This window comes from Comamonas flocculans, from assembly GCF_007954405.1.
Taxonomy (GTDB): domain Bacteria; phylum Pseudomonadota; class Gammaproteobacteria; order Burkholderiales; family Burkholderiaceae_C; genus Comamonas_C; species Comamonas_C flocculans.
In genome coordinates this window covers 2,260,504-2,273,173 of the sequence record NZ_CP042344.1, presented here as the reverse complement: position 1 = coordinate 2,273,173, position 12,670 = coordinate 2,260,504, and the positions used below count along the sequence as shown (strand labels likewise).

Genomic DNA, 12,670 nt, shown 5'->3' with positions numbered 1-12,670 from the left:
CATGAGCAACACCAAGCAGACCCTCAAGACCCTGGCCCAGGCCAGGCGCGGCGCGCTCGTGCCCGGCGCCTTCAATGCGCTCTCGGCCAGGGTCATCGAAGACCTGGGCTTCGAAGCCATCTACGTGACCGGTGCAGGGGTGACCAACATGCACTTCGCCCTGCCCGACCAGGGCTTCATGGGCTTGCATGAGATCGCCGAGCACACCGCGCGCATCCGCGATGCGGTAGAGCTGCCCTTGATCGTCGATGCCGATACCGGCTTTGGCAACGCACTGAACGTGCACCACACGGTGCGCGTGCTCGAACGCGCCGGGGCGGACTGCATCCAGCTTGAAGACCAGGTGGCGCCCAAGCGCTGCGGCCACTTCAGCGGCAAGGCGGTGATCAGCGCCGAAGAAGCCGTGGACAAGATCAAGGCCGCCGTCGACGCCCGGCACGACGATGATTTGCTCATCATGGCGCGCACCGACGCTGCCGCCACCCTGGGCTTTGAAGCCGCGGTGGAGCGCGCGCAGCAGATGGCCGAGGCGGGCGCGGACATTCTCTTCGTCGAAGCCGTCACCCAGGCCGAGCAGGTGCGCGCCCTGCCCCGGCGCCTGGCCGCGCCCCAGCTGATGAACATGGTGATAGGCGGCAAAACCCCCATCTTCAACGCCGAGCAGCTGGCCACGCTGGGTTTTGGTCTGGTGCTCTACGCCAATGCCGCGCTGCAGGGCGCGGTCATGGGCATGCAAAAGGCCTTGCGCGTGCTGCGCGACGAGCGCGAGTTGCAGGAGACCAGCGGCCTGGTCACGCCCTTTGCCGAGCGCCAGCGGCTGGTGGGCAAACCGGCCTGGGATGCGCTGGAGCAGCGCTACCGCTGATCTGATTCTCTATTGATAGCTGCAAGCGCTTGCCAGGCAAGGGTTTGCGGCACAAAACATCCAAATTCCGGCTTGAACCCAGCCGCGTGCTCGGCCGGGCGCGGCCGCGCCGGCGGCGGGGCTGCTTGCCTGCGCGGCCCGCATGCCCCACCATGGCGGCCTGCGGCAGGCGCTGCCAGCCTGCACGGGAAGCATGCGCCATGTCCAAGCTGTTGCTCAGAATCGGGCTGTGGGGCGTTCAGGAACGCTCCCCGCGGCGCGTGCGCCAGATCCTGCTGGTCAACCTTGCGGCTCTGGGCGCGGCCGTGGTCACGGTCAGCTACCAGCTCTTCTACCTCGCCTATGGCCTGGCGCCCTTCGCGCAGGTCGTCGTGCTCAATGGCTGCTGCCTGGCCGCCTATCTGCTGTGCCTGTGGCTCAACCGCCGGGGCCGCTACCAGCTGGCGCGCGACGGCCTCGTCGCGACCACCAGCGTGCACCTGTACCTGGTGGACCTGCTGGCCGGCATCGAGGTGCACCTGTTTTACTTCACCCTGCTGTTCATGCTGCCGCTGCTCTACCACCGCCAGGGCGCGCGGCGCCTGGCGGTGCTGGGCGCCGTGGTGCTGCTGCTGTTCGTGCTCGCACATTTCGGCCGGACACCGGCGATGCTGCCCGAACCCATCCTCCGGGTGATGTACGTGGCCAACGCCGCCGGTGCGATGGGCATGATCGGCGTGATCGCCTACCTGTTCAATGCCGAGATCATCCGCATGGAAAACACGCTGGCGCGCAACAACCGCAGCCTGCGCCGGCAGAGCCTGACCGACGAGCTCACCGGCCTGATGAACCGGCGCAGCCTGATGCAGTTCCTCAAGCGCGAATGGTCGCGCATGCAGCGCGAACAGGGCAGCCTGAGCATCCTGATGTGCGACATCGACGACTTCAAGAGCTACAACGACCATTACGGCCACCCGGCCGGTGACCAGGTGCTGCGCAGGATCGCGCTGCCGCTGGCCACGGCTGCGCAGCGCCCCACCGACATGGTGGCACGCTACGGTGGCGAGGAATTCACCATCGTGCTGTCCAATACGCCCGCCAGCGAGGCACTGCACCTGGCCCGGCGCCTGCTGGCCGAGGTGCGCGCACTGCAGATCGCGCATGCCCACTCGCGCGCCGCTGCGGTGGTCACCATGAGCGTGGGCATGGCCAGCACCACGGTGCAGGCGCCGGGCGGCTTTCAGGAGCTGCTGCAGCAGGCCGACCAGGCGCTGTACGAGGCCAAGAAGGCCGGGCGCAACCGCGTCGCCGTCCATCGCCGCGGCGCGGCCGAGGAACACCTGAGCGTGGTCTGACGCGCCCCTGCCCTCAGGGCGCTGAGCGCAGCAGCGGCGCCAGGCGCGGCAGCGCGGCCAGCGCGTTGCGCGTGCAGGCCTGGGCCAGCGCCTCGGGCTCGATGCCGCGCAGCGCCGCCAGTTCGCGCGCGATGCGCGGCAGCTCCGCCGGGCTGTTGCGCCCCTGGGGCGCGCCGGCCGCCCGCTCGGCCCGGCTGCGGTAGAGCCACTGCGGCGGGATGTCGGGCGCGTCGGTTTCCAGCACCAGCGCATCGAGCGGCAGTTCCGCGGCCAGGCGGCGCAGGTGGCGCGCGCGCTCGAAGGTCAGTGCGCCGCCGAAGCCCAGCCTGAAGCCCATGTCGATGAAGGTTTGCGCCTGCTGCGCGCTGCCGTTGAATGCGTGCGCAATGCCGCCGGCCACGGGCAGCTCGCGCAAGGCCTTGTGCACGCGGTCCACGCTCTTGCGCACATGCAGCAGCACCGGCAGATCGAAGCGCCGCGCGAGCCTGAGTTGCGCGCGCAGCATGGCCTCCTGGTGCGCACTGTCCAGCCCCGGTGCAAAGTAGTCCAGCCCGATCTCGCCCAGCGCCACCAGCCGCTCGTCGCCGCAGTGCTGCTCGAGCAGCGCGGCAAGCGCCTGCAGGTCCGCGTCCTGCGCCCCGGGCGTACACAGCGGGTGTATGCCCAGCGCATAGCTGTCGCCCCAGCCATGCGCCAGCGCGCGCACCGCTTCCCAGTTGCCGCGGTCCACCGCCGGAATCACGCAGTGCGCCACCCCGGCCGAGCGCGCGGCTGCGCGCATGGCGTCGCGGTCGGGCGCGAACTCGGGCGCGTCCAGATGGCAATGGGTGTCGATGAAGAGGCTCACACGCGCCCGAGCACCGGCAGCAGCGCGCCATGCACCGCGCGCGCCGCGTCCGAAGCCAGAAAGCCGATCACCTCGGCCAGCGCCTCGGGCGCGACCCAGCGCGAGAAATCGGCATCGGGCATGGCGCTGCGGTTGGGCGGCGTGTCGATGATCGAGGGCAGCACCGCGTTGACGTTGATGTCCTCGTCGCGCAGCTCGGCCGACATCGATTCCACCAGCCGCATCAGCGCGCTCTTGGACGCGGCATAGGCCCCCGCCGCCGCGCCGCCCTTGAGTCCGCCGGCGGCGCCCACCGCAACGATGCTCCCGCGCCGCTGGCGGCGCATCTGCGGCACCACCGCCGCCGCCATGTGGATGAAGCTGCGGGCGTTCAGGTCCATCATGAAGTCCCAGGCCCGGGCGGGCGTCTCGTGCACCGGCTCGCCCATGTGAAAGCCGCCCGCCAGGTGGCACAGCGCGTCGATGCGCTGCACGTGCGCCAGCGCTCCTTCGATGGCGGCGCGCACCGCGTCCGGCGCCAGCAGGTCGACCGGCACCAGCAGCGCGCCCGCAAGCGCGCCGCAGCGGCGCTGCAGTTCGTCCTGATTGCGGTCCAGCAACACCAGGCGCGCGCCGCGCTGCCCGAACCATGCGGCCACCGCAGCGCCCAGATTGCCCGCGGCGCCGGTGATGCACACCGTGCTTGTGTCCTTGTCCATGAGAAAACTCCGAATGCGATGCGGCCATCATAAAAGCGCCCGCCGCGGCGCGTTTGTCCGCTACGCTAGCGTTTTCTGGCATCCCAACCCAAGGAAATCCGATGAGCGCAGCGCTGACCACCACCGACTACAAGCAACTGACCACCGCCATCTCCGGCAACATGCGCAAGCTCAAGGCGGGCGTGCCCGAGGTCATCGCCGGCTTCAACGCCATGGGCAAGGCGGCGCTGGCCCCGGGCGTGCTGGACGCCAAGACCAAGGAGCTGATTGCGCTGGCCATCGGCGTGGCGGCGCGCTGCGACGGCTGCCTGGGCTTTCACACCCAGGCGCTGGCCCGCCTGGGCGCCACGCGCGAAGAAGTCAACGAGATGCTGGGCGTGGCGGTCTACATGGGCGGCGGCCCCTCGCTGATGTACGCCGCCAACGCCGTCGCCGCGTTCGACGAAGCCCTCGGAGCCCAAGCCCAATGAAGCGCATGCAACGCCGACATTTCACCCTGGCCGCCGCCGCGCTGGCCGGTGCCGCCACCCTGCCCGCAGCCATGGCCCGCGAGGCCGCGTGGCCGAACAAGCCCGTGCGCCTGCTGGTGGGCTTCCCGGGCGGCTCCACGCCCGACATGGTGGCGCGCGACCTGGCCGAGCCGCTGGCCGCGCTGCTCGGCCAGCCCGTGGTGGTGGAAAACAGGCCCGGCGCCAGCGGCAACATCGCCACCGCCCAGGTGGCCAAGGCCACGGACGACCACACCCTGGGGATCGTCATCAACGGCAACCTGACCTCCTCGCCGCTGCTGTATTCCTCGCTGCCCTACGACGCCGCGCGCGACTTCTGTCTGCTCAGCCTGCTGAGCACCGCGCCGCTCATCCTGGTCACGCCCGCCAGCCTGCCCGAAGGCCGGGCCTTCTTCGCCGAGGCCGCGCGCCAGGGCGACCGCTGGAACTACGGCTCGGTCGGCGCGGGCTCGGTCGCACACCTCGGCATGGAGCTGCTCAAGCAGCGCGTGAGCGGCCTGAAGCCGGTGCACGTGCCCTACAGCGGCAATCCGGCGGTCGTTACCGCCCTGATCACCGGCGAGGTGCAGATGGCGCTCGTGCCTCCGGGCCTGGCCATGCCCCAGGTCAAGGCCGGCAAGCTGCATGCGGTGGGCGTGAGCAGCGCGGGGCGCAGCACGCTGGTGCCCGAGCTCGAACCGCTGAGCGCGCTGGGCGTGAAGGACTTCAACCTCGAGGTCTGGACCGCGCTGGTCGGCCCGGCCAGCCTGCCGGCCACCGTGCAGGCGCGCCTGGCCAGCGCGGTCACCGACATCCTGAAGAGCGCGCCGGTGCGCCAGCAGTTGCTGCAGCAGGGCTGGCAGGCGGTGGGCACCTCGCCCGAAGGGCTGGCCCTGCGCGTGCGCCAGGAAAGCGCGCTGCTGGGCGGCATCATCAAGGCCCAGGGCATACGGCTGAACTGAGCGGACAGCCGCCGCCCGGGCGCGCGGCGCCTCAGCCGCGGCCGACCTCGATGCTGTACAGCCCCCAGGGGCAGGCGGCAAAGCGCTCGGCCAGCGGCTTGTCCCTGAATTCGGCCAGCTGGTCGGCGTCGTACACCGCCCACTGCGGGCCCAGGCCCCCGAGCGCCAGCGGCTTGCCGTCCATCTCCAGCGCCACCAGCATGTTCCACTGGCGCACCTGCCGCAGGCTCACCGGCGCACGGTAGCCGTCGACCGCGCGCAGGCCCAGTTGCACGCCCTCGGCGTCGCGCACGCCGGCCACCATCAGCACGTCGCTCAGGCGCGGACCGAGCAGCGTGTGCTTCTTGCCGTCGTATTCCAGCGTGGTGCGGATGGATTGCGCGGCCAGCTTGCGCAGCGCCAGCGCATCGAACGACCAGGCGCGCTGGAACTGGATGCCGTGCTTGAACATCATCTGGTCCATCACCGGATCCAGCGGCCCGCGGTTGGAGCGGGCGATGTCGCCGCTGACCGTGAGCAGCGTGGGGTTGGCCGGCGTCGTGCCCGGCGCCGGCGCGGCCCGGCTGGCCAGCGGCAAGAGCGCACCAGCCGCGGCGGCCGTGAGAAAACCACGTTTTTGCATGAACGACTCCTTCCTTTGCAACAGGGCAGACAGCTTGCGGGGCGACGCGAGCCTCAGGCGAGCACGCCGCCCGTCAGGCGCAGCATGCGGTCGCACTGGCGCGCGAGCTGCTCGTCGTGCGTGACCAGCACGAAGGCCGTGCCCCGTTCACGCGCCAGACGCAGCATCAGGGCGAACACGTTCTGCGCGGTACTGCGGTCCAGGTTGCCCGTGGGCTCGTCGGCCAGCACGCAGGCCGGGCGCGTCACCAGCGCCCGCGCAATCGCCACGCGCTGGCGCTCGCCGCCCGAAAGCTCGGCCGGGCGGTGCGCCAGGCGCGCGCCCAGGCCCACCTGGGCGAGCATGGCCGCGGCCTGCTCCAGGCACTGCGCGGCCGGCAGGCGGCGAATGGACAGCGGCATGGCGACGTTTTCCTGCGCGCTGAATTCGGGCAGCAAATGATGAAACTGGTAGATGAAGCCCAGCTCGGCATTGCGCAGCCGACCGAGCGCCGCCGGCGACAGCCGGGCCAGCGCCTGGCCCTTGAGCGCCACGCTGCCCTCGGTGGGCGCGTCCAGGCCACCGAGCAGGTGCAAGAGCGTGCTCTTGCCCGAGCCCGAGGCGCCGACGATGGCCAGCGTCTCGCCCGCCTGCACGGCAAGGTCCACGCCCGAGAGCACCGGCACATCGAGCGGGCCTTCGCTGTAGCGCCTGGCCAGGCCGCTGGCCTCAAGTACCACTTCACTCATAGCGCAGCGCCTGTGCGGGGTTGACGCGGCTGGCGCGCCAGCTCGGGTAGAGCGTGGCGGCAAACGCCAGCAGCAGGGAGATGACGCCGATCGGCGCGATGTCGCTCGCCTGCGGGTCGCTGGGCATGCGGCTGATCAGGTAGATGTCCTTGGGCAGGAAGCTCACGCCCAGCAGGTGCTCTATGGCCGGCACGATCACGTCGATGTTGAAGGCCACCAGCAGCCCCAGCAGCAGCCCGGCGAGCGTCCCTATCACGCCCACCGCCGCGCCCTGCACCACGAACACGCCCATGATGCTCGCGGGGCTTGCGCCCAGGGTGCGCAGGATGGCGATGTCGGCGCGCTTGTCCTGCACCGTCATCACCAGCGTGCTGACCAGGTTGAACGCGGCCACCGCGACGATGAGCGTCAGGATGATGAACATCATGCGCTTTTCCACCTGCACCGCGGCAAACCAGGTTCGGTTCTGCTGCGTCCAGTCGCGCAGCAGCAGGTTGCCCGAGAGCGTGCCCGCCAGCTGCTGCGTGACCCGCGGCGCATCGTGCAGATTTCGTAGCTTGACACGCACGCCCGTCGGGCCCTCGAGCCGGAAAATGCGCTCGGCGTCTTCATGGTGCAGCAGCACCAGCGCGGAGTCGTATTCATAGTGGCCCGAGTGGAACATGCCCGAGACCGTCATCTGCTTGAGCCGCGGCACCACGCCCGCGGGCGTGACCTGGCCGCTGGGGGCCACCAGCGTTACCTTGTCGCCCACGCCCACGCCCAGCGCGCGCGCCAGGTCCGAGCCCAGCACCACGTTGAAGCTGCCCGGTGCCAGGGTATCGACGGCGCGGCGGTTGGCATCTTGCAGCTCGGTCACCTGGCCCTCCTGCGCCGGGTCTATGCCGCGCACCAGCACGCCCTTCATGTCCTCGCCGCGCGCCAGCAGCGCCTGGGCGGAGACGAAGGGCGCCGCGCCCACCACCTCGGGGTTGGCGCGCACCTCGGCCAGGGTGCGGTCCAGATCGGGCAGCGCCGCGCCGCCGGGCGCGAACACCTCGATGTGCGCGACCACGCTGAGCATGCGGTCGCGCACCTCTTTCTGGAAGCCGTTCATCACCGACAGCACGATGATCAGCGCCGCCACGCCCAGCGCGATGCCCAGCATGGACACGCCCGAGATGAAGGAGATGAAGCCATTGCGCCGCGTGGCGCGGCCGGCGCGGGTATAGCGCCAGCCCAGCGCCAGTTCAAAGGGAATTTGCATGGTAGGAGCACAGCCACCCTGAGCGGGTGGGGGCGATTGTGGCATCCCGGACAATAGGCGCCATGCCTTCAGCGCGCCATCTACTGATTCCCATGGCCGCGGCCGATCTGCCCGGCTGCACCCAGGCGCTGCAAAGCCTGCGCCTGCCCGGGCTGGAGCGCCTGCTCGCCCGCCTGAGCCTGCAAGGCGCCGACGCCGGCCGCGAAACCGACTACGCCCCGCCGCACGAACGGGCGCTGGCCCGCACCCTGGGCCTGCCCGCCGAGGCCACCCCCTGGGCCGCCTGGCAGACCCGCACCGTGGGCGAGCCCTGCGCCTGGGTCAGCCCCTGCCACTGGCAGATCGGCGCCGACCACGTGGTGCTGTTGCCGCCCGAGCACCTGGGCCTGAGCGCCGAGGACGGCCGGGCACTGGTGGACATCCTCGCCCCCTGGCTGGCGCAGGACGGCATCCGCCTGAGCTACCACGAACCCACGCGCTGGCTGGTGCAAGGCCCGCCGTTTGCCGGGCTGCAGTGCGCGCCGCTGCAGCGCGTGCTGGGGCGCGACGTGCGCCCCTGGCTGCCGCGCGGCCCCCAGGCCACGCGGCTGCAACGCCTGCACAGCGAGCTGCAGATGCTGCTCTACACCCACCCCTGGAGCGAGGCGCGCGCCGCCCGTGGCCTGCCGGCGGTGAACGCGCTGTGGTTCCATGGCGCGGGCATGCTCGCCCGCCTGCCCGAACACCGGCCCGAACCACGGATGCCGATGGCGCTGCTGCAGGCCGCCCAGCGCCAGGACTGGGCCGCCTGGGCCGCCGCCTGGCAACAGCTGGACGCCACCGAAGTGGCCGCGCTGGCGCAAGAGCTGGCCGGCGGCGAGACGGTGGAGCTGACGCTGTGCGGCGAGCGCAGCAGCCTGCACTTCAGCAGCACCCATCGCGGCCTGGGCGCAAGGATTACAAGCATTTTCCAGCGCAAACGCTTGTCTGACCTGCGCGAACAGCTATGAAAATAGTGGTTCGTGACGTACCGCCCCGCAGCGCCTGGGCGCTGGAGCAGGCGGGCGTGCACCCGCTGCTGGCGCGCCTGTACGCCGCGCGCGGCGTGCGCAGCGCGGGCGAGCTGGACGACGCCCTGGCCCGGCTGCTGCCACCCGCCACGCTCAAGGGTGCGCAGCCGGCGGCGCAGCTGCTGGCCGACGCCATCGCGCGCCAGGCCCGCATCTGCATCGTGGCCGACTACGACTGCGACGGTGCCACCGCCTGCGCCGTCGGCCTGCGCGGCCTGCGCCTGCTGGGCGCGCGGCACGTGGACTACCTCGTGCCCAACCGCGTGGTGGACGGCTACGGCCTGACCGCACCCATCGCCGAGCGCGTGGCCGCGGCCGGGGCCGAGCTGCTCATCACCGTGGACAACGGCATCGCCAGCGTGCAGGGCGTGCGGCGCGCGCGCGAACTCGGCCTGCAAGTCGTCGTCACCGACCACCACCTGCCCGGCGGCGAATTGCCGGCGGCGCACGCCATCGTCAACCCCAACCAGCCCGGCTGCAGCTTTGCCAGCAAATGCCTGGCCGGCGTGGGCGTGATGTTCTACGTCTTGACGGCCCTGCGCGCCGAACTGCGCGCGCGCGGCAGCTTCGACGCCGCCCGCCAGCCGCGCCTGGAGCCCCTGCTGCCGCTGGTGGCCCTGGGCACCGTGGCCGACGTGGTGCCGCTGGACGCGAACAACCGCCGCCTGGTGGCCCAGGGCCTCAAGCGCGTGCGCGCCGGGCAGATGCCGCCGGGCATGGCCGCGCTCTTTGCCGCCGCCGGGCGCAGGGCGGCGCAGGCCAGCAGCTTTGACTTCGGCTTTGCGCTGGGCCCGCGCATCAACGCCGCCGGGCGGCTGGCCGACATGACCCTGGGCATAGAGTGCCTGGCCACCGACGACACCGGCCGCGCGCAGGAGCTCGCGCGCCAGCTCGACGCCATCAACCGCGAACGCCGCGAGATCGAAGGCGGCATGCGCGAGCAGGCGCTGGCCACCATCGACGCGCAACTGGATGCAGCAGCCGACCCGCCGCCCGCGATGGCGGTGTTCGACGCGAGCTTTCACGAAGGCGTGGTCGGCATCGTCGCCTCGCGCATCAAGGACAGGCTGCACCGCCCCACCTTCGTCTTTGCCCGCAGCGGCGCGCCGGGCCACGCGCACGAGCTCAAGGGCTCGGGGCGCTCCATTCCCGGCTTTCACCTGCGCGACGCGCTGGACCTCATCGCCAAGCGCCACCCCGGCGTGCTGCTGCGCTTTGGCGGCCACGCCATGGCCGCCGGCTGCACCGTGGAGCGCACGCAACTGGCCACCTTCGAGCAGGCCTTTGCCCAGGTGGCCAGCGAATGGCTGGACGCTGCCACGCTCACGCGCCGCGTGGAAACCGACGGTCCCCTGGCCCCCGAATACCTGCGCACCGACCTGGTGGACCTGCTCGCGCTGGAAGTCTGGGGCCAGGGCTTTGCCGCGCCCACCTTCAGCGACCAGGTGCAGGTGCTCAGCCAGCGCCTGGTGGGCGAGGCGCACAACCACCTGCAGCTCAAGCTGCGCTATCTGGGCCAGGAGGTGGACGCGATCTGGTTCTCGCGCACCGAACCCGTGCCCGCACAGGCGCTGCTGGCCTTCCGGCTGGACGTGAACGAATGGCGCGGCCAGCGGCGGGTGCAGTTGCTGGTGCAAGGGATGCAGGAGAGGGCCTGAACCCAGGCAGCCGGGCGCGGAGCCACGCGGGCGCCGCGCCTGCCGGGCGCCGAATGCCGGGGCGCCTTGCGCCATGCCTCCTAAAATGACCGGCATGTCCTGCCCATCGCGCGCCGATCTGCACTGCCATTCCACCATCTCCGACGGCACCCTCAGCCCCGAAGATGTCGCCGCGCGCGCGCACGCCAATGGCGTCACGCTCTGGGCGCTGACCGACCACGACGAGGTCGCCGGCCAGCAGCGCGCGGCCGCGAAGGCAGCGGCGCTGGGCATGGATTACCTCACGGGGGTGGAGATCTCGGTCACCTTTGCCGACACCACGGTGCACATCGTCGGCCTGGGCTTCGACCCCGAAGACGCCCAGCTCATGCGGGGCCTGGCCGCCACGCGCGGCGGACGCGATGCCCGCGGGCGCGAAATGGCCGAACAGCTGGCCAAGGCGGGCATCCCGGGCGCCTACGAGGGCGCCATGCGCTACGCCGGCAACCCCGCCCTGCTGGCGCGACCGCACTTTGCGCGCTACATCGTCGAGCGCGGCATCTGCACCGAGGTGAGCGAGGTGTTTCGCAAATACCTCACCGAAGGCAAGCCCGGCTACGTGCCGCACCGCTGGGCGCGCCTGGGCGATGCGGTGCGCTGGATCACGCAGGCAGGCGGCATGGCGGTGGTCGCCCACCCGGGACGCTACCGTTTCACGCCCAATGAGGAATACGCGCTGTTCACCGAATTCATGGCGCACGGCGGGCAGGCCGTGGAGGTGGTGACGGGCAGCCACACCCGGGGGGAATACGCCACCTACGCCAGGACGGCGCTGGAGTTCGGGCTGTATGCCTCCACCGGCAGCGACTTTCACAGCCCCACGGAATCGCACGCCGATCTGGGCGCGCTGCCACCGCTGCCCGAGGAACTGACCCCCGTGTGGCAGCCGCTGGCCGAGCGCATCCGGCGCGCCCACTGAACCGCCAACGAAGCTGCACATGGCCCAATACTTCGAGGTCCACCCCGACAACCCCCAGCCGCGCCTGCTCAAGCAGGCTGCGGCGCTGCTGGCCGATGGCGGCATCCTGGCCGTGCCCACCGATTCGAGCTACGCCCTCGTCTGCCAGCTCGACGACAAGGCCGCAGCAGACCGCCTGCGCCGCATCCGCCAGGTCGACGAGAAGCACCACCTCACGCTCTTGTGCCGCGACCTGTCCGAGCTCAGCAGCTACGCGCACGTGGACAACCGCCAGTACCGCCTGCTCAAGCTTGCGACGCCAGGCCCCTACACCTTCATCCTCGACGCGACCAAGGAAGTGCCGCGGCGCCTGAGCCATCCGCAAAGGAAGACCATCGGCCTGCGCGTGCCCACGCGCAGCACCACGCTGATGCTGCTGGAGCTGCACGGAGCGCCGCTGCTCTCGACCACCCTGATCCCGCCGGGCGAGAGCGAGCCGCTGAACGATCCCGAGGAAATCCGCGAGCACTTCGAGAAGCTGATCGACGGCATCGTCGATTCGGGCGCCTGCCCGCTGCAGCCCACCACGGTGCTGGACCTCACGCCCATGGGCACAGGAGGCGCGGCCGTCGTGCTGCGCGAAGGCGCGGGATCGCTCGCTGCGCTGGGCCTGTAGCGCCGCGCGGCGCTACAGCGGCAGCACGTGCGTGCGCTTGATTTCCTTGAGCACGAAATTGGTTGAAATCTCGCGCACGCCGGGCAGCGAGCGCAGCGTGGTGCGCACGTAGTCGGAAAACGCCTGCAGATCGGGCGCCACCACCTCCAGCTGGTAGTCGAAGCGTCCCGACAGGTTGTGGCAGGCCAGCACCTGGGGGGCCGCGGCAATCTCGCGCTCGAATGCCGCCATGGTCGCCGGGGTGTGCTCGTGCAGGGTCAGGTGCACGAAGCCGAGCACGCCAAAGCCCACGGCCTCGCGGTCCAGGTGGGCGTGGTAGCCGGCGATGACGCCACCCGATTCCAGCTGGCGCACGCGCCGCCAGCACGGCGAGGTGGAAAGCGACACCGCATCCGCGAGTTCGCCCACCGTGGCGCGCCCGTCGCGCTGCAGCCGCCCCAACAGCTCGCGGTCTACCGCATCCAAGTTGATCTTGCTCATGACCTCGCTCACCAGAGGCAATTTTTGCCGATAAAGATATTTTGCTTGATAAATAGAGCTGAATTTGCCCCGGTACTGGC

The 12,670-nt window shown here is 70.7% G+C and carries 14 protein-coding genes; 8 read left to right on the top strand and 6 right to left on the bottom strand.

The genetic code is table 11. The features are described from left to right. Position 1: 1 nt before the first annotated feature. A complete protein-coding gene (locus tag FOZ74_RS10915) occupies positions 2 to 865 on the top strand; it encodes an isocitrate lyase/PEP mutase family protein (protein ID WP_146913095.1) in 864 nt (287 codons plus the stop codon). A gap of 200 nt (positions 866 to 1,065) precedes the next feature. Then, positions 1,066 to 2,199 carry a GGDEF domain-containing protein gene (locus tag FOZ74_RS10910; protein ID WP_186764580.1) on the top strand — a complete coding sequence of 378 codons (1,134 nt, stop codon included), beginning with the start codon at positions 1,066 to 1,068 and terminating at the stop codon, positions 2,197 to 2,199. Between the two features lie 13 nt (positions 2,200 to 2,212). Here FOZ74_RS10910 and FOZ74_RS10905 read toward each other — a convergent pair whose 3' ends face one another. Both FOZ74_RS10905 and FOZ74_RS10900 read right to left on the bottom strand, forming a co-directional pair. Further along, positions 2,213 to 3,046 carry a TatD family hydrolase gene (locus FOZ74_RS10905; protein WP_146913093.1) on the bottom strand — a complete coding sequence of 278 codons (834 nt, stop codon included), beginning with the start codon at positions 3,044 to 3,046 and terminating at the stop codon, positions 2,213 to 2,215. Further along, on the bottom strand, positions 3,043 to 3,744 hold the full coding sequence (locus FOZ74_RS10900) for an SDR family NAD(P)-dependent oxidoreductase (protein ID WP_146913092.1): 702 nt from the start codon (positions 3,742 to 3,744) through the stop codon (positions 3,043 to 3,045). Before FOZ74_RS10900 ends, FOZ74_RS10905 begins: the two co-directional genes overlap by 4 nt. A gap of 101 nt (positions 3,745 to 3,845) precedes the next feature. Between FOZ74_RS10900 and FOZ74_RS10895 the strand changes: the two genes are divergently transcribed. Next, on the top strand, positions 3,846 to 4,214 hold the full coding sequence (locus FOZ74_RS10895; RefSeq protein WP_146913091.1) for a carboxymuconolactone decarboxylase family protein: 369 nt from the start codon (positions 3,846 to 3,848) through the stop codon (positions 4,212 to 4,214). A gap of 5 nt (positions 4,215 to 4,219) precedes the next feature. Further along, complete coding sequence (locus FOZ74_RS10890) at positions 4,220 to 5,194, top strand: Bug family tripartite tricarboxylate transporter substrate binding protein (RefSeq protein WP_146913090.1); 975 nt, start codon at positions 4,220 to 4,222, stop codon at positions 5,192 to 5,194. 31 nt (positions 5,195 to 5,225) lie between these two features. Here the strand turns inward: FOZ74_RS10890 and FOZ74_RS10885 are convergent, their stop codons facing one another. The 3 genes from FOZ74_RS10885 to FOZ74_RS10875 are packed head-to-tail and all read right to left on the bottom strand — an operon-like array spanning position 5,226 to position 7,790. Beyond that, the gene (locus FOZ74_RS10885) at positions 5,226 to 5,816 is read right to left on the bottom strand and encodes a putative pterin-binding protein (RefSeq protein WP_146913089.1); all 591 of its coding nucleotides are present in this window, start codon (positions 5,814 to 5,816) and stop codon (positions 5,226 to 5,228) included. A 53-nt stretch (positions 5,817 to 5,869) separates the two neighbouring features. Continuing rightward, complete coding sequence (locus FOZ74_RS10880) at positions 5,870 to 6,544, bottom strand: ABC transporter ATP-binding protein (protein WP_146913088.1); 675 nt, start codon at positions 6,542 to 6,544, stop codon at positions 5,870 to 5,872. Then, entirely contained in the window at positions 6,537 to 7,790 is a 1,254-nt protein-coding gene (locus tag FOZ74_RS10875) for a lipoprotein-releasing ABC transporter permease subunit (protein ID WP_146913087.1), read from the bottom strand. The genes FOZ74_RS10880 and FOZ74_RS10875 overlap by 8 nt, the downstream gene beginning before the upstream one ends. 62 nt (positions 7,791 to 7,852) lie before the next feature. Here FOZ74_RS10875 and FOZ74_RS10870 point away from each other — a divergent pair, with 62 nt between their 5' ends. The 4 genes from FOZ74_RS10870 (at position 7,853) to FOZ74_RS10855 (ending at position 12,110) form a co-directional block, all read left to right on the top strand. After that, positions 7,853 to 8,779, top strand: a complete 927-nt coding sequence (locus FOZ74_RS10870) for a phosphoglycerate mutase (protein WP_146913086.1) — start codon at positions 7,853 to 7,855, stop codon at positions 8,777 to 8,779. Continuing rightward, a complete protein-coding gene (recJ, locus tag FOZ74_RS10865) occupies positions 8,776 to 10,497 on the top strand; it encodes a single-stranded-DNA-specific exonuclease RecJ (RefSeq protein WP_146913085.1) in 1,722 nt (573 codons plus the stop codon). Before FOZ74_RS10870 ends, recJ begins: the two co-directional genes overlap by 4 nt. 94 nt (positions 10,498 to 10,591) lie before the next feature. Beyond that, positions 10,592 to 11,455 carry a 3',5'-nucleoside bisphosphate phosphatase gene (locus tag FOZ74_RS10860; RefSeq protein WP_146913084.1) on the top strand — a complete coding sequence of 288 codons (864 nt, stop codon included), beginning with the start codon at positions 10,592 to 10,594 and terminating at the stop codon, positions 11,453 to 11,455. A 19-nt stretch (positions 11,456 to 11,474) separates the two neighbouring features. After that, on the top strand, positions 11,475 to 12,110 hold the full coding sequence (locus FOZ74_RS10855) for an L-threonylcarbamoyladenylate synthase (RefSeq protein WP_146913083.1): 636 nt from the start codon (positions 11,475 to 11,477) through the stop codon (positions 12,108 to 12,110). 12 nt (positions 12,111 to 12,122) lie between these two features. On the opposite strand, the gene FOZ74_RS10850 is transcribed toward FOZ74_RS10855, so the two are convergent. Then, on the bottom strand, positions 12,123 to 12,590 hold the full coding sequence (locus FOZ74_RS10850) for an Lrp/AsnC family transcriptional regulator (protein ID WP_146913082.1): 468 nt from the start codon (positions 12,588 to 12,590) through the stop codon (positions 12,123 to 12,125). Positions 12,591 to 12,670: the final 80 nt, after the last annotated feature.